Source organism: Mesorhizobium subarcticum (assembly GCF_055456085.1).
Window position 1 is genome coordinate 158425 of sequence record NZ_JBVBEG010000003.1, and the last position, 16295, is coordinate 174719.

A 16295-nucleotide genomic window follows, 5' to 3' on the forward strand; every position below is an offset into this window, starting at 1 on the left:
CGCATCGATAGGCTCTTGTCGTCGTGGCCCTGTGAAGCAATTTATATACAGCAAATCGTCCGTCGGGCAGTCTTAAAGCGTATTCCCGCGAGATATCTGGGGTCACGACCGCAATCAGCAGCCTCGTTCAGCGAGGCGCGCTCGAAGACAGAGATAGAAGCGCTTAATAAAGGCCTCCTATGTTGCAGTGGGTAGTTTGGCAACGAAGCTGTCGACAGGCGCCTGTAGGTCGGCGGCGCGGCGGCTTAGTTCATCCGAAGCTTGCAGCACGTTGCGTATTCCGATGAAGCCGGCCACCGATTCCGATTTGAAGCCGGCCAGTCATTCCGATTTCATTCCGGCCGGCGTTCCGATTTGAAGGCGGCCATTTCTCGGACTGATCCTGGGTCTGGTTGATGTTTGGATCGGGTTTTGTTTGAGGTCAAGCGTCGGTGTTTTCGGGTGCGATTGGCGGGCGCTGTTTTCGCATGCTTTCACCGGTGAGATCGATGCGATAGGCGTTGTGAACGAGGCGATCCAGTATGGCGTCGGCGAGTGTTGGGTTTGCAATAATCTCCCACCAGCGATCCACGGGCGCCTGACTGGTGACAATTGTCGACCGACGCTCGTAGCGATCTTCGATGATCTCGAGGAGGTCACGTCTCTGGTCATCGTTGAGTTTTTCCGGTCCCCAATCATCCAGAATAAGCAGATCGGTCTTGGCGAGGGATTTGAGGATCCTGCCGTATCGCCCGTCACCTCTGGCAAGGGCGAGCGTGGCGAACAGCCGGGGAACGCGGTGGTATGTGACGGAGAAATCCTCGCGGCAGGCCTTGTGGCCGAGCGCGCAGGCCAGCCAGCTCTTGCCGACGCCGGCTGGCCCGGTGACAAGAAGACCGTGATGCTTTCTGATCCAGTCGCAGCTGGCAAGCGCCATGAACAGATTGCGGTCGAGACCGCGTGCAGCACGAAAGTCGGCATTCTCGATCTGCGCGTCATGACGAAGTTTGGCAGCTCTGGCGCGGGCCTCGAAACGTTTCTGGCGGCGCATGGTCGCCTCGCGTTCGAGCAGCATGGCAAGCCATTCGCCGTGCTCGAGGCCGCGCGCTTCGGACTGTGCGTCGAGTTCCTGGAAAGCGGTTGCCATGCCGTAAAGGCCGAGCTCTCGCAGCATGTCGATGGTGGGATTGATCAGCATGGGTGTGTCTCCTCAATGAAAGTAATCAGGGCCACGCAGATTGGCGTGATCGACGATGGCGGTTGGTTCGGTGGAATGGCGTGCGGCTTTGTGGTTGGCGATGAGCGAAGCAATGCTCTTGCAGTTCAGGCCACCGATCTCGACGGCGCGGGCTGATACGGCTTCAGCCCGATTGCGCTCGATGTCGCGAAACAGGCGCAGGATGCCCAGGCATGTTCGGAAGCCCTGTTCGGGGTGCGGACGGCTGGCGAGAATTGCGATGACCAGACCTTCGGTCTGCGGCCCGATCGACGTGGCCCAACGCCGAAAGCGCTCCGGGGTCCACTCGGCATAGCGCCGGTGGGAACTGGGCATGTGATCCGGATCGGTTCCATGGCGAGGACCTCCATAGCGGCGCTGATGCACCGCGACGCGCTTGCCGCGGTGGAAGATCTCGATGGTGCGCGCCGTTGCTCTCAGATCCACCTGCTGACGAATGAGGCTGTGCGGCACGGAATAAAAGAAGGTCTTGAACTCGACGTGGTAATCCGTCGAGACGCGAGCCAAACGCCATTCGGCAAACTCGTAGTCTTCGCTCGCAAGGCTGGCGAGTGCGGCACGCTCGACACTCTCAAACAGTTGCCGGCGACTGACGCCCAGCCGGCGCATGACGTGGTCGTTGATGCGATCAAGTGCCTGACGAATGGCCGCATTGGCTTCTGCCAGCGAGAAGAAGGTCTGATTGCGCATCCGCCCCAGAATGCACGATTGGGCGAAGCGGACGCCGTTCTCGACTTTGGATTTGTCCTTCGGTCGCCGCGGCCGTGCCGGTAGGACACCGACACCATAGTGGGATGCCATCATGCCGTAGCTGCGGTTGATCTCGGGATCGTAGAAACTGGCGCGGCTGACGCCCGACTTCAGATTGTCGGGAACGATCAGCCGGGGAACGCCTCCGAAGAAACGAAACATCCGGACATGCGAGCCGATCCAGTCCGGGAGCGTTTGCGTCCAAGTCGCCTCCGCATAGGTGAAGCTGGATGCGCCGAGCACCGCCACGAAGATCTCCGCCTCGCGGATCTCACCGGTCTTGCGATCAACAATCGGGATCTTCTTGCCGGAATAATCGACGAAGACCTTGTCGCCGGCCGCATGCTCCTGACGCATCGTCGGCGAAAGCCGCTGCTCGAAACCGCGAAAGAGTTCGCAGAAGCGACTGTAGCCATATCCTTCGGGATGCGACCCACGATACTCCTCCCACAGGATAAGCAGGGTGACGCCGGGCTTCTTGAGCTCGACGGCAAGATCGGCCCAGTTCGGTTCTGTGCGTCTTCTCGTGCCCTGTTTGACGCCGTTGCGAGTGAAGAGTTTGTTCTCGAGCGCATCGTCGGTCAGTTCGCCCGGCAAGGGCCAGGTCAATCCAACCGCCGCTGCGCGCTGCAGATTATCCTGCACCGTACTGCGCGCTATTCCCAACACGACGGCAATCTCGCGGGAGCTGGTCCCGCTTCCGGCAAGCCGCAGCATTTGTCGTAACTGTCTCATGGTCAGCCTTCTCTTTGCCGGCATCAAAATCTCCCCGTTCATCGCGGGGCATTTGATGCCAAAGTTGCTGACCCAGGAGGTAATGTTCAGTGCCGAAAACTGGCTGACTTTTGATTGGAATGGTGGCCGGCTTCAAATCGGAATGGTGGCCGGTCTTTGATCGGAATGGCGGCCGGCTTCACGTCGGAATCCGCACAGCACGTCGTGCGCCGCGTTTCTGAAGGTGGTGGCGTTCACGCTGACCGTTGCGATACAGTCGCCGGTGCGACCCGATCGACAGGGTTGTCGGCAAGAGATCAACTCAAGACAATCCCTGGACCGTAAGTGCCTTTATCTCGCTCGGATCCCGCTGTCGCACCGGTTCAAGAACAGCTGTGCCCATGAGCCAAAGAGGCAAAGAGGCAAAGAGGCAAAGGAGAAAACCAGAACCTTGACCGGTCCTTCCATCGCTCGCCGCCATTGCCTCCGCATTGGGGATGTTTCATCATTCTGGATCGCAGGGCGCTCGCCGATCGCACACCGCGAGGCATCTTGCTCGGCCTGAGTGACGAGCCCGGGCTTTAGTGAGCGAGCTCCCTCGGCCGTAGTCGCTACGGCTTCTCGGGTTGGGCAAAGGTGCCACAGTTAAGCAGCTGAACCGATTTAGTTTATTCTGACGAGGACCGTCGGCGCGTCACACACTCGCAATTGCGAATTTAGGTCTTCGCACCTGCACAAAAATGTGCCAAACGCTGCTCGCATGGTTGGTAACGTTGGGGAAGGAGCCCTCTTGAGTGCGGCTGCTAACACCAGGGCGATCACACCGCCAGATGTCCGTTCCCGGAAGGGTGGCACGCCACTCGTCTGCCTGACAGCCTATACCACGCCGATCGCAAAGCTCGTCGATCCACAGTGACATTGTTCTCGTCGGCGACAGCGTCGGCATGGTGCTCCATGGCTTGTCGTCGACGCTGGACGTGACGCTTGAGATGATGATCATGCACGGGCAGGCCGTGCGACGCGGCCTCGAGCAGTGGGCGCGCTGATGCCAGCGTCCCTTCATGCCGCGCGTCGTATGGCAAGCGTCATTAATCCGGCATCCGGATTGCCGGTTCTTGAACTTGGCGTCGTAGTCTGCGGGGGCGGCAGCATTCTTTATCGGTTGTGCAAGCCACCCCTGGGGAGGGTTTCTGTCAGGCGATCCGGTCGATTGGGTTCGCCATCGCGCCCGCCATCCAAGTCTCCTCAGCAGGTGGTCGCCCGAACCGCTTCAGAAGGCCTCTCGCTATTTGACGTGGTACCGCTTGCGAAAACAGATACCCCTGACCGAGCTGGCACCCGATCTCCGCAAGTAAGACGGCCTGGGCTTCGTTCTCGATGCCTTCGGCTTTGGAGCAACATCAGGGGCCATCCCTTCAGGTGCCTTTGCGGGTGCGGCTTGCCGCCAAAAGCCTTTGCGTTTGGGCGCCTTCACATCCCCGCGGCGTACACTTCGACGCATCCAGCCAGGCCAAATGAAAAGCAGCATTCCGATATCGACCACCAAAATGATGCGATGCCACCAAGTGATGGGCACGGAATGGTAGGGGAGGAACGCAATCTGGAAAGCAATGAGCAACATCACTGGCGCGATGACCGAAGTCGCGGAAACCGCACAGGCAACGATCCGCCGCGCCCAGCCGTTCAGAACCAGATCGCCGGCTAGGTTCTGGACCACCAAAGCTGCGTTCAGCCCGGAGCGAACTTCGTCTCTTCGCTCGTCATGGACCTTCTTCGTGTTTCGGCCGCCGGATTCGGCCCTCACATAGTCCCGCAGTTCAGCAACGCGCGTTTCTGTAAGATGCACCTGCAACAGGTAGTATCCGTGAATAATCAATAACAACAGTGGTGCACCTGCATAGAAAGTAGCCAACGGAAGATCGGTACTCAGGATCGGGAGAGCCTAGGGTTTTTCCAGCAACAGATCGAGATGCGTTGTCGAACCCACGGTGACAAACAAATAAGTTACTAGTGACACCAGCGTGACCCAGGTTGTCCGCATAGCGTCGCCGGCCGAATTGACTGCATCGATTAAATGTTTTCCATCCATTCCGTTTCGCCCCGGAGTTACTGCGCGTCATTGGCATTGAATGGAGTGTCGATCATGCAGAAATCGCCGCAGTACTGAAGGTCGCGGTTACTTGCCCCGCCAGACGACGAGCAGGGCACGGAGCGTGGCGAATACCGCGAACACACTCAACAGCAGCATGACAACCGGCTGGACGACTGGAAAGAAGCTTGTCGCGTCGTTGCAAGCATCTGGGCCGACGACTTCGCCGGCCAGCCGATAAAAGTCGCCGAAGATGCGTCCCAAGGTGGCATCTGGCGGAAAGCGGAAGAAATCATTCGCTCCTACGGCCAAGGGATCCCATTTGTCTTTGGTTTCGCTGCAGAGCTTGCCCTCGCCAAGGAACACGCGCCAGAAATGCCCTAGTGCAAAAAGAGGCAGGATCGAGAAGAAAACATAGGCGAAAACCTGGCCCTTTCGCCCAAGACCGATCGACGGCGAAGCATCCCAAAGCCGGAATGGATATCGCTCGTACCAGCTCGGGCCCGTGCGCTGGGCGTGCTCGCGCATGACTGCTGCGTTGAGGATGAGCAAGATCGACAGGATCAGGATGCCCCACATCGCAACGATCGAGTCCAGCAGACCTGGCACGAACGAAAAGCCGACGACGACGCTCAGCTTGGGGTCAATGTCCGACCCTTGAGTTTGACCATGCGCAACAATGGCGAACAGGTTTGTCGCAAGTGCGAGCGAGAGCCAGAGCTTCTGTGTTGTCGCGAGCGTAATTCCATTGATCGCGCGATCGTCGCTCGGATGTGTCTCGGGTACGTTCAGCTTCGAATTCATCGACGTCCCTCACTTCACAGGTTGAGCAATAGCCCGGCTACCGCCGGCAAGGTGCCTTTGACGACCAGACTTGGCTTGGCGCCGGTCATGACGAAGCGGGCGGTATTGAGGGTCACGCCGAGGGCCTGCACCGCCGGCGGCAATGCCAGGCCCGCACCAGGCGCAGCAAGTGCCTCATTCAGCAGCCCGCCCAACTTGTCCCTTACCAAGTCGTCGAGATGTAACGCCTTAGCGGCGTTTCGCGTCAAATCGTTCGAGATGTTGAACTCCGCGATACGACCGGTGAGCGCGACACGATTGTCCGCCACCGTGGGTACGAAATAGGCTACAACGCTGCCATCGGAGCTTGGCACGACTCCCGGCCGCACGCGGAAATGCACCTTGGCACGAAGTGCCGGACCTTCGATCGAAAGCTGCGTGCCGTTGTGTGTCAGCTTGCCGCCAAGGTCGATGTGCCGCTTCGTCCAAACGGCCCCGATCAAGGGATTGAGCTTGGCCACAAAGTCGGACAGGTCAATGGTCAAAGCGATGGCGACGGGCTGCGCAGGATCGTTTCTGCTGGCGGTGAGGCCGACTGGGAACTTGATCTCAATCCCTTCGATGGTTTTGGGAATGACGGTAGTCGGCAGCTCGACGTTTTTGGCGTATCCCGGCAGCAGTCCAACGATCAGCCAGAGGAATGTCGTGACCAGTCTAATGCCCATTCTCGTGCTCCCCACTGCTCTGTTCACTCGCTATCGCCTCTGTTGTTCCAGACTCGCGATCAGTCTCAACGCAGCCTAGTCGGTCGCCATCCAGTCTGCCTCATAGACATTGCCATCGATCCGGCCCTTGTCGGGCCGATCGTAGACGACCAGGTAGCCGGGCTTCCCGTTTCGCTCGAGAACGCACAAACCTTCCCGCTTTTCGCTGGCGGTGGGCCACTCGTAGAGCTTTTCAGGGTGCTGGATCAGCGAGCTTGCCGCCGGCTGCCAGCGATAGAGGCAAAAGGGCCCCATCGCATCGCCCACCGGGCCAGCGACAATCAAAATGGAGATTCCGTGCCGGCTAAGGTCACGGATCGCCAGGCTGCCGAGATCGAGAAAGGACAGCCTGTAGCTCTTTATCTCCAGGTCCTTGTTGAGCCTGAGGTGAGCGACCACAGCGCTGTTGTCGAGCCGTGGGCCGCGAAGTCCCAGAAGCACCTCGTTTTCGGTGACCACCAGACCTTCAATATCGAGGCCGTTCTCCTTGCTCGGCAGCTTGAGGAACGGCTTGAGATAGGCATCGCCAGACAGCACGTCGCGAATCGAACCCGCCCCTTTTCTCGGGGCGATTTTCACCTTACCCAGGCGCGATGCATCGTCCGTGAGGGTGATGCGCGCCAACAGATGCCGGCTCGGCCGAGCGCGGATTTTCGACCGAAGCAAGTTATTATCGTCATCGTCGGAGGCCATGCGGACATGGCAATGCGAGCCGCAAAGCCAGAGTGCTCCTTGCGCGACATCGACCGCTTCCAGGTCGAGTTCGGCACCGCCCTTGCTTTCCCCGGCGCCGGGCCAGCGCGCGATCAAGTCGTCAATTCGATACTGGCTAGCCAGCACATACCCGGCTTCGTGCGCCTTCAGGCACTCGAAGGTCCGCCCCTCGTCCGAAACGGTCCATAGCAAGCTTCCGTGGGCCGCTACCCCAGACAGATTGTTCAGCAAATCCTTCGAGGCCGCCGCCGCAAAGTCGAGCCGTATACGCTGGACCGGGTTCTTCGCCATAGCGCCCTTCAGTTCTGAAACGGAATGGTGCGGCCGGGCTGCTGAGCCTGTTCCTTGGTATAGGAAACGCCATGCACCTTGATGCCCCGTTCGTCGAGCAAGGTGATGATGCCGCCCTTGTTCGACAGCGCCACGGGCGCGACGATGTCGACGACCCTCGTCGCGCCGGCGTCGATCGTGCCTGTCAGTGTCATGCGCTGCTTCTGCTTGTCGGCGATCGCCCAGCCTCCAAGATTGACGGAGACATCTGCCGTGTTGAGCAGGGTCACGGTCTCGTGCTCGGGCGTTTTCGTGTCGTTGACATAGGCAGCGATGATCCGCACCAGACCATCCGGCACCTCGAATGTCGGGATTTGATCACGCTCTATTGGCGTATGCGGCGCCGTTGGATGCTCTGGGTCGGGCGTCAGGATAACATTTCCCGTTACGTCGTCGGTGTGCCAGGCCTGCGTCTGGAACTTCATGAAGATCCCGATCCACTGCCCCTCGTCGGGGAAGTTGAACAGCAGCGCTCCGTCCTGGTAGACGCCATTGTCCTTCTGGAACTGCCCCGGCGGGTTGCCTTGGTTCATATGAATGTCGTGGATGCCTTGGCCAGGCTTGAAGCCGAAGAATTTGTCGGCAATTGCCGGTTCCGGTCCCCACGGCGCCCCGAAGGCATAGACCATGGCGTTTTCATCGGACATGGCGCGCTGCACATAGGCGTCGATCTTTTCGTTTAGATCATTGTCGGGGCCCGCCGCGTCAAAGGGCAGCGGTTGGAATTCCCAAGGCTGACCAATGTTACCCCGGATAAAGTCAATCGCCATGCCACCCGGTGCGGATGGCAGCTTGTGCAGACCCGGTTCCAAGCCCGCAAGCCCATCGATAACCGGGTGCTCGAACGGCGCGCGCACAAGGAACGCGACCTCGCTGCCATCGCCCGACTCGACATTGATAGCGATCCGGTACTGTTCGCCATTGGCTGATATCAGCACTTGGTAATGCTTGTTCTTCTTCGTCCCCAGGCGATTGTTGGTAGGGCGCCCCTTGAGCACGGCGTAAGGTATCGACATTTGGCATCCTCCTTGTGGTCGTGCACTGGATAGAGATCGGTGTGCCCCGTGATGGCGGCCCTTAATTCGGGATAACGCTGACCATGGATGTCCCGTGTAGATCCAGTTGACGATAATACTTTCATATAACCGAGGTTGCTGCAAGCAGGAGAATATTACTGTGATAATTCATCAGGTAGCATTTCAACGTAATCTTGCAGCCCTGGGGATGTTCCGTACAGAATTCCGACGTAGAGCCCCTCGACCAGGTAAGACTTGGGGAGGTCGTAGAGGGGCCAGAGAGTCGTGACGAATGTTTCAGCACCTAAGGCATGGAAGGCAGCCTTTAGCCCCAGGACAGGGGCCCTGCTTGCGCAAGCATGTTGTGAACGTCTTTACAGTATCGTAGGGCCAAAAGTAGACGCCGTGCTCGAACAGGTCAGAGCCGGCGGGGCCTTCGCGAAGCCATAGCTGAGAGACATCGGCCGGCCCCTCACGACATCCAGAAGTTCAGTTCTTGGGCATGGGAGCCTCCCGGCTTCCACCCATCCAGCGGTTTGTACAGCGAATTTGGATCGCCGTCGTTCTGTAGATAGTTGCGCCATGAATAGTGGTCGTAGATGCCGTTCAGGTGCAAGGCATAGGCCTGCGCAAGGGCCTGGTTGCCCCTGATGATCACGAGGTTTTCGTCATTGTTCTCCGATGCGTTCGGAGAGAAATTGTGGGACCCGGTGACCACGACGCAATCAGGGGAGAACGGGTCGATGACAATGACCTTGGAATGCACGATGGCCATCATGTGGTTTTCGAGCATTTCCCGGGCCGTGAACTCCGCTTCCGCCCAGGCAGGTTTGTTTTTGTCGGTGATGCCGGATGGAATGAGCACGTCCCGGTGGAAACTGCCTGAGCCGGGCCCTGATTTCACGACCTCGCCCTGAACTTCGACAATGTCACTATTCTTGGAAGTGACCACCCGGGAAACGACACCGCGCACATAGATCTTGTTCTCCTGAGCGCGTTCGAGGAGGGCTTCCAACAAAGGGGATTTTCCCGGCATGAACATGGCGAACAACGCGCCTTGCTTTGCAGCGCTGATGGCCTCGAGAATCGGTTGGAATTCAGCCTGCCCGGTTGTCGCGGCAAAGTAGAGTTCAATCTCCTTATCTGTCGTTGGATTGGAATTCTCCGCGCGCAGGGCAGGGGGCATGTCGTCACCCGCCTCGACCAGCATTCTCCACTGCTGCAGATAACGTTCAGCGATCTTTGGACGCTGGGCGATCAGAACATTGTTGAGCTGTGTACAAAGACCGGTGGTCGTCCAATTGGTGCTCCCGGTCAGCACCGCCGTACCCGTTCCGTCGCCATCGGTGCCACGACGCACTTCGACGACGAACTTGTTGTGGACGCTTGGCGACGACCTTGCCGCGTGAGACAGATCGCGGTGATGGACGTCCAGCCCAGCGCGCTCCAGATCAGGTCCTACTTCCGGGTCTGTTCCGTCGCCATTGCCGATCAGGATATGCCCGCGCGATCCGAACGGCTTCAGCGCATCGATCAGTTCGGCGTCATTGATCTCGTAGATTGCAGCAAAGATTTCACTTTCTCGACGGTCTGCCTCGCTGAGGAAGGTCAGGATCTGATGGCGGGCATCGCCCGACAGGTATCGTCGCGCAGGAAACCCTGGCGTCTTGAGATCGTTGACAAATTTGTGAAGCGATTGAGGGGTGACATCGCCATGCACGAACCTGCTGACGACCTGGGACATCAAGGTGCCGCGATTGAAATAGGCCGCAAGCCCATCCCCCACCTCGCCGGAGGCAACCAACGGATCGGTCCATTCGGATAGACTGTTTTCATCTGCGCTAAAGCCATCTTCCGCCGCGCGCATGGCCGTCACCCGATAGGAGACACTGTCGGTGGACGCCACTGAATGATCCGTCCAGATGCAACGACGGATCGGCGACTGGTCGGAGGCAATGCCTGCGTCAGGAACCTGCTGCCGGCCGGGCTGAGCCGGAATCCGGTTCATGATCACACTTTCTATGCCTGTCTTGGTGTCGCGACGTTCGAGTTTGAAACCGACCCAAGATTCGTCCCAGTCTGATGCGTTCCAGGCAATCAGAACGTCGTCCGCATTCGCGTAGGCTTTGATTACTAGCGGCACGTTTATCCCCCCGAAACAGCAACTTTCTTGGACAGTAGCAGCCGCCAATTTACAGTTGTGTGACATTCACGCGAAAAAAGAACGGGACTTCCGTCTTATAATGATTGTCGATACTACGATATCACGACAGTGGTTAGCAGGCTACCTAAGCAACATGAGCTGACGGGCAGTGATTATCGAGTCAGAAGCAGTGATTCATTGTGTCCGTCCGCACTCGGTCATGGTCCTTAAAAAGCATGTGAGCGGCTGAATAGAACCCGATCTTCATTTGGCAGCTGCAACCAACCCTGTGTCAGCAGTGCGTGTCCCTTTGGCCAAGAAAGATCGTCCCAAAGGTCCGCAATGCCATGCGTGACTGCCAAGATCCTGGTCGCCGAGAGCGTCGAAGGCCTCACCGACGCCCTCTTCGAGCTCGGCGGCGATATCGGGATTCTAGTGGTGAAAGCCTGACGCTTGGTACCGGACGCGTAGGGCAGCTCAGGGTGGAAAGCGGCCGCTTATTCCTATAGCGAGGAGATGACCTAAACCGGACTGCTCTCGATGAAGCTCATTATCTTCGACTGTGACGGCGTGCTTGTGAACAGTGAGGAGATCTATCTCGCCGCCGAACTTGAATTCCTAGCGTCCATCGGAGTCATTTTCGAACGTGGCTCCTACTCGCAAGCATTCATGGGGTTATCCCCGGAGATGTGGAAGACAAAGCTCCAGTCAACAGTCGAGCAGAAGAGCGGGGGGACCCTCCCTCCCGACTTCTTTGAGCGACTAGATGAACTTACGTCTGCTCGAATGGACAAGCATCTGGCGGCCTTACCAGACGCTCGGCTCACGATTAGCGGTATAACGGCGCTCAGGTGCGTCGCATCGAGCACAGCGTTGGTGCATGGATCCTTTGTCAACGGTTTGGCGATAGGCAGGCAGGATCGAAATCAGCTTGATGCGAGAGCCATGCCGTACAAACACAACGCAGATCGTCGTCATCACGTCGGAAAGATGAAATTCAGGGTGACGAATTGGCGTGACTACGAAGCAGGTCTGCGCCGGCGTGGTAGCCTGACCTTATGGGTAACGCCGGAGGCACTGGCGGGATGGCGCGCTCCGCGACGCAAGACCCGCGGCGGCCAAGCCCGGTATTCCGATCTCGCCATTGAGACAGCGCTGACGCTGGGTTGCGTCTTGGCAATGCGGCTGCGCCAGACCGAGGGATTGCTCCACTCGCTGCTGGATCTCATGGGGCTGAAAGTCCCAGTTCCAGATCATACGACGCTGAGCCGTCGGGCACAGAAGTGGGAGCCATCAGCCCGACGAAACCCGCCGCTGCCGGACGGCCCGCTGCATGTGCTTGTCGATAGCACGGGATTGAAAGTCTACGGCGCCGGGCAATGGCTGGAGCAGAAACATGGCGCCAGATCACGTCGCAACTGGCGCAAGCTGCATCTGGCAGTGGATGCCAAAAGGGGCGCGATCATTGCCCAAAGGCTGACAGATCAGGACACGGATGATCCTTCCCAGGTGGCACCGCTGCTCGATCAGATCGCCGGCGAGATCGACCAGTTCACAGCCGACGGAGCCTATGACGGCAAGCCAACCTATCGGTCTATCCTGCAGCACAGCGCAACCGCGAGGCGTTGGTGCGCGGATATGACATCGAACGCATTTCGATCTTTAATGTAGTTGGTTATGCCTGCGTGACTTGACGCCGGATAGACTCCGGGCGTGCCCATGCCAGCATGCGGTTGAGAACGATGCAACCGATGGCAACCTCGGTTTGTTGAGCCGGAAGAGAGCGTGCTCGCAGGCGCCGTCCGATCAGCCCCTTGTATCGTCCGATGGCTGTTTCGCTCAGCGCCCGCTTGCCGTAGCCGGTGGCTGCCTGCCATTTCAGCCGACCATCGCTTGCGATTGCGGCAATGTGCTTGTCCCTTTGACCAGGCGGTCCGGTATCACCGCTTTCCACCGCCGTGGAACGCGGTGGAATGACGATGTTCGCGGTTGCGCTGTGCTGCAGGATAGACCGATAGGTTGGCTTGCCGTCATAGGCTCCGTCGGCTGTGAACTGGTCGATCTCGCCGTCGATCTGATCGAGCAGCGGTGCCACCTGGGAAGGATCATCCGTGTCCTGATCTGTCAGCCTTTGGGCAATGATCGCGCCCCTTTTGGCATCCACTGCCAGATGCAGCTTGCGCCAGTTGCGACGTGATCTGGCGCCATGTTTCTGCTCCAGCCATTGCCCGGCGCCGTAGACTTTCAATCCCGTGCTATCGACAAGCACATGCAGCGGGCCGTCCGGCAGCGGCGGGTTTCGTCGGGCTGATGGCTCCCACTTCTGTGCCCGACGGCTCAGCGTCGTATGATCTGGAACTGGGACTTTCAGCCCCATGAGATCCAGCAGCGAGTGGAGCAATCCCTCGGTCTGGCGCAGCCGCATTGCCAAGACGCAACCCAGCGTCAGCGCTGTCTCAATGGCGAGATCGGAATACCGGGCTTGGCCGCCGCGGGTCTTGCGTCGCGGAGCGCGCCATCCCGCCAGTGCCTCCGGCGTTACCCATAAGGTCAGGCTACCACGCCGGCGCAGACCTGCTTCGTAGTCACGCCAATTCGTCACCCTGAATTTCATCTTTCCGACGTGATGACGACGATCTGCGTTGTGTTTGTACGGCATGGCTCTCGCATCAAGCTGATTTCGATCCTGCCTGCCTATCGCCAAACCGTTGACAAAGGATCCATGCACCAACGCTGTCGCGAACACTTTCCACGAGGTAAAGATAGCGGTGGCCGCGCGCGACTCTCTCAACGACAAACATGCCAGCGTTGTTAGCGAATAAATGCCATAAAATCCATACAGAACCGGATGACAGCACAAATGTTGTTACCACAGCGCGATTCACGCTTGAAGATCATGCGCTCAGGATATGACAGTGCATCCTTGGCATCGCGGGCACATGGATAAGGCGGCATTTTCGATGATGAGGGCCGCGGCGGCATGGCCGGTCCGCTCATGTCGACCATATTTCATCCACCAAGGATAACGCCACCCGGCCGGCCCTCCAGGACACAAAGTAACAATCCTGACACAGGGCCTCTTGACTCTGGTGGTGGCGCATCGCTTGCCCTTAGCTTTCCTCGCCGGCACCACCCACACGCGCGAAGTTTTGCGGCCGAAGTGGGTTTCGGCCTAGCGTCCCTTCGACTCGACGGCATCGACCAGCTGTATCGTCTCGCTCGAATGTATCTGCCTTCGGGCCGCTTCAAGCTTGGTCAGTACCGCTTGGCAGGGTCGCCTTTCGGCGATCCCAACGTCGGATTTGCCGACGGCCGATGCAGCGCCAACGGTGGTCACATGAATAAAAAGTGCCGAGAAAAGAATGGCGTCCATAATTTGCCTTTTTTGGTTGTTCCGTAACGGGCTTCTAACACCCGTAGCTGACGGCAGCTTGAAAGCCGCCGGACATTTGCGCCACGGGGGTTCAGCGTAGCGTCAGGTTCCGTCATTAGGCATGAACCCTGCAATATTAATGGAGTTCGGCATGGATATTTTGCTCATTGAAAACAACGAGGACTTTGTCAGCGATGTACGCGAACATACGATGGGCCACGCGGTCCACTGGGCCAAGGACCTGTCCGAAGCGCGGGATAAAGCAAGTCTGTTCAACTACGACCTTGTTCTGCTCGACATTGAGCTGCCAGACGGCAACGGCATCGACTACCTGCGGGAGATGAAGAAGCGGCCTGATTCGGCACCGGTCATCATCGTGGTAGGCCGCGATCAGGACGGCATCGAGGGGCTCAACGCTGGTGCCGTCGACTATTTGGTCAAGCCGTTCAATTTCGGCGCACTTTCCGCGCGCATTCATGCCGTGGGGCGTCGTCATGGGAAGTTCCCGGAGCCATATTGTGTCGGGACGCTGTACATAAACTCGGCCGAGCGGCGCTGCGCGCGCGACGGCCGCGAGATCCCCCTGTCGAGACGCGAATGGACGATTCTCGACCGCCTTCGGCGCCGACCCGGAGCGGTAGTTTCGAAGGCGACGATCGAGGAAGAACTCTCTTCCTTAGGTTCGGAAATTGAGAGCAATACCGTGGAGGTTTATGTTGGCCGGCTCCGCAAAAAGATCGGCCGGAACCATATAGCGACAGGGCGTGGCGTCGGGTACAGTTTCGTGGCCGAATCGGCGAACGGCATCACAGATCACGTCGATCTTGTCGGACAGGTTCGGTCAGAGGTTAATGACCTCTTGAAAAAGCCGTGGTTTGCCGGACGGCTAATCCTTGACGTCGACGGCTGCCCCCCTTTGGTGCGCAAATTTGAAGACGCCCTTGCGGTTTCCCTCGCGCTTGATTACCTACTCGACAACGCACTCACACATGGGCTGCAGGATACCCCGACAACAGTTTCCGTCCGAGCTGATGCCATCGCCATTGTAAACGCAGGACCGGTGGTGCGCCTCCCAGACCTTGACGAAATAACAGAGCTATTTAAGCGTCGTACGACTCAGGCGGACTCAGGCCGTGGTCTACCCACCGCTAATCATGTTATCAAGCACGTTGGGGGCAGCCTTGAATTTGCCTCGCCTGCCCCAGGTCGCGAGGATGGTTTTGAGGCGATTATTCGAATCCCTCAATGACACTGGTTTGCTGCAGCGACCAGGTTGGGCGTAGGAAGCATTGTAGGCTGCTGGCAACGGAGAATGTCAAACAGGGGTGGTAACCAAACCCGCGGTGGGCCGGCTCGCCAGAGGAAGTCAGCACGGGCACACCACATCCCAATCCACTGGCGTGAGACAAGCATGCCACCCCAGCCGAAGCTTAAAGGCGTTTACGCCTGCACTCACAACTTCGGATTCCCTCCGTGAGAGCCCGTGCTGTAGCGTTGTTCTGAACGGTCTTTTTCATTCACATGGGACGTTGTTTGCAGTATGCCACGATCGGTGGAAGAACATGGCCGGCAACGCATCGGCGGCATGGCTCATCCCCATGAGGAGCGCCGGTGAGGCCCTTTCTGTGGAACTAATGCCCAGGCATTGCATTTATGCTGCAGCCAGATTGGACCCTTGGCTACTCCATTATCTCCCGCTGGCTTCGGCCGGCGGGTTTTTTCGTTCGCCCTCGGAACTTCTTTCCGACAGCTTGTTCATTCCCGGAGGCATCGGGGTCTGCCGCAGTTCCCTATGCTCTTGATCGGGTTCTCCTCGCTTATCCCAGTCGGTCCGCGCTTCCCCTACGTTGGCGCGGGGCACGCTTCCTTGCAAGACTAGGATCGAAGAGACTATGACCGTCATCTGGCTCGCGTTCGTTCTTATTCCGATCGTGCTGCTGGTGGTGGCTTGGGTGGACCACGGTGCTAATATATGATCACCGCCTTCAAAAGGCTGCGATTGCCGAAGCCAACTCGCTTGGCATCAGGCGAGGAGAGCGACGAAGATGTCGACAGCCTGTACCGAATTGACGGGCGGGCCGATCCAGTTTCAGTAGCGGCGCCAGGACTGACCGTTCGTGTAGAGCGGCCCATGCAGCCGATCCGATCAGTCGAGCAAGCAGGGCGTATTCCACCATGCCCCAAAGGCGCCTTCCAAGCGCGATATTCGTAGCGGGTCGGAAGTCGGCTAATGCTTCGGACCTTCAATGGCCTCTCGGTGACTCGTGTCCAGTCATCCTCACCCATCTTTCGTCCAGCGAAAGAGTTAATCATCTCGAACCTCGATCATTGACTCTTCCTGCCCACTCGCGCTTAGTAATCAACGTCAGCGACCACTTAAGGGCGTCGCTGCTTGAGAGCTAA

Annotated in this window: 12 protein-coding genes and 3 pseudogenes; 5 read left to right on the plus strand and 10 right to left on the minus strand. The window is 58.4% G+C overall.

Features of this window, described 5'->3' with window-relative positions:
• Nucleotides 1-421: 421 nt before the first annotated feature.
• Together istB and istA are read right to left on the minus strand one after the other, a co-directional pair.
• Entirely contained in the window at nt 422-1177 is a 756-nt protein-coding gene (gene istB / locus ACZYHG_RS37095; RefSeq protein WP_464610223.1) for an IS21-like element helper ATPase IstB, read from the minus strand.
• 12 nt (nt 1178-1189) lie between these two features.
• Nucleotides 1190-2701, minus strand: a complete 1512-nt coding sequence (istA, locus tag ACZYHG_RS37100) for an IS21 family transposase (protein WP_464610222.1) — start codon at nt 2699-2701, stop codon at nt 1190-1192.
• Between istA and ACZYHG_RS37105 the strand changes: the two genes are divergently transcribed.
• The 3 genes and pseudogenes from ACZYHG_RS37105 to ACZYHG_RS37115 all read left to right on the plus strand — a co-directional run.
• Nucleotides 2700-2861, plus strand: coding sequence for a hypothetical protein (locus ACZYHG_RS37105; protein WP_464613859.1), 162 nt, complete (start codon nt 2700-2702; stop codon nt 2859-2861). The two genes, istA and ACZYHG_RS37105, sit on opposite strands and share 2 nt — an antisense overlap.
• 609 nt (nt 2862-3470) lie before the next feature.
• Nucleotides 3471-3714 (plus strand): annotated as a pseudogene (locus tag ACZYHG_RS37110) (3-methyl-2-oxobutanoate hydroxymethyltransferase); the annotation flags it as partial.
• Nucleotides 3705-3806, plus strand: a pseudogene (locus ACZYHG_RS37115) (phospholipid N-methyltransferase PmtA); the annotation flags it as partial. The pseudogenes ACZYHG_RS37110 and ACZYHG_RS37115, both read left to right, overlap by 10 nt.
• A gap of 159 nt (nt 3807-3965) precedes the next feature.
• Here the strand turns inward: ACZYHG_RS37115 and ACZYHG_RS37120 are convergent.
• The 6 genes from ACZYHG_RS37120 to ACZYHG_RS37145 form a co-directional block, all read right to left on the minus strand.
• Nucleotides 3966-4592 carry a hypothetical protein gene (locus ACZYHG_RS37120; protein WP_464615409.1) on the minus strand — a complete coding sequence of 209 codons (627 nt, stop codon included), beginning with the start codon at nt 4590-4592 and terminating at the stop codon, nt 3966-3968.
• 264 nt (nt 4593-4856) lie between these two features.
• The gene (locus ACZYHG_RS37125) at nt 4857-5573 is read right to left on the minus strand and encodes a hypothetical protein (protein WP_464615410.1); all 717 of its coding nucleotides are present in this window, start codon (nt 5571-5573) and stop codon (nt 4857-4859) included.
• A gap of 14 nt (nt 5574-5587) precedes the next feature.
• Nucleotides 5588-6277, minus strand: a complete 690-nt coding sequence (locus ACZYHG_RS37130; RefSeq protein ID WP_464615411.1) for a hypothetical protein — start codon at nt 6275-6277, stop codon at nt 5588-5590.
• 75 nt (nt 6278-6352) lie between these two features.
• Nucleotides 6353-7261: a DUF3616 domain-containing protein gene (locus ACZYHG_RS37135; protein WP_464615412.1), complete on the minus strand. Its 909-nt coding sequence runs from the start codon at nt 7259-7261 to the stop codon at nt 6353-6355.
• A gap of 68 nt (nt 7262-7329) precedes the next feature.
• Nucleotides 7330-8376, minus strand: coding sequence for a DUF2278 family protein (locus tag ACZYHG_RS37140; protein WP_464615413.1), 1047 nt, complete (start codon nt 8374-8376; stop codon nt 7330-7332).
• Nucleotides 8377-8848: 472 nt separating this feature from the next.
• Complete coding sequence (locus ACZYHG_RS37145; RefSeq protein ID WP_464615414.1) at nt 8849-10519, minus strand: phospholipase D-like domain-containing protein; 1671 nt, start codon at nt 10517-10519, stop codon at nt 8849-8851.
• Between the two features lie 945 nt (nt 10520-11464).
• Between ACZYHG_RS37145 and ACZYHG_RS37150 the strand changes: the two are divergent.
• Nucleotides 11465-12142: pseudogene (locus ACZYHG_RS37150) on the plus strand (IS5 family transposase); the annotation flags it as partial.
• Nucleotides 12143-12194: 52 nt separating this feature from the next.
• Here ACZYHG_RS37150 and ACZYHG_RS37155 read toward each other — a convergent pair.
• On the minus strand, nt 12195-13178 hold the full coding sequence (locus ACZYHG_RS37155) for an IS5 family transposase (RefSeq protein WP_464615415.1): 984 nt from the start codon (nt 13176-13178) through the stop codon (nt 12195-12197).
• Between the two features lie 513 nt (nt 13179-13691).
• A complete protein-coding gene (locus ACZYHG_RS37160) occupies nt 13692-13892 on the minus strand; it encodes a hypothetical protein (RefSeq protein ID WP_464615416.1) in 201 nt (66 codons plus the stop codon).
• A gap of 151 nt (nt 13893-14043) precedes the next feature.
• Here ACZYHG_RS37160 and ACZYHG_RS37165 point away from each other — a divergent pair, with 151 nt between their 5' ends.
• Nucleotides 14044-15141 (plus strand): ATP-binding response regulator, encoded by a 1098-nt coding sequence (locus ACZYHG_RS37165; RefSeq protein WP_464615417.1) that lies wholly within the window; start codon nt 14044-14046, stop codon nt 15139-15141.
• The last annotated feature ends 1154 nt before the right edge of the window (nt 15142-16295 follow it).

Excerpts from the sequence above, each read along its gene's own strand:
- istB (WP_464610223.1), bottom strand. The coding sequence starts at position 1,177 with ATGCTGATCAATCCCACCATCGACATGCTGCGAGAGCTCGGCCTTTAC.
- ACZYHG_RS37105 (WP_464613859.1), top strand. The coding sequence starts at position 2,700 with ATGGTCAGCCTTCTCTTTGCCGGCATCAAAATCTCCCCGTTCATCGCG.
- istA (WP_464610222.1), bottom strand. The coding sequence starts at position 2,701 with ATGAGACAGTTACGACAAATGCTGCGGCTTGCCGGAAGCGGGACCAGC.
- ACZYHG_RS37125 (WP_464615410.1), bottom strand. The coding sequence starts at position 5,573 with ATGAATTCGAAGCTGAACGTACCCGAGACACATCCGAGCGACGATCGC.
- ACZYHG_RS37130 (WP_464615411.1), bottom strand. The coding sequence starts at position 6,277 with ATGGGCATTAGACTGGTCACGACATTCCTCTGGCTGATCGTTGGACTG.
- ACZYHG_RS37140 (WP_464615413.1), bottom strand. The coding sequence starts at position 8,376 with ATGTCGATACCTTACGCCGTGCTCAAGGGGCGCCCTACCAACAATCGC.
- ACZYHG_RS37155 (WP_464615415.1), bottom strand. The coding sequence starts at position 13,178 with ATGCCGTACAAACACAACGCAGATCGTCGTCATCACGTCGGAAAGATG.
- ACZYHG_RS37160 (WP_464615416.1), bottom strand. The coding sequence starts at position 13,892 with ATGGACGCCATTCTTTTCTCGGCACTTTTTATTCATGTGACCACCGTT.
- ACZYHG_RS37165 (WP_464615417.1), top strand. The coding sequence starts at position 14,044 with ATGGATATTTTGCTCATTGAAAACAACGAGGACTTTGTCAGCGATGTA.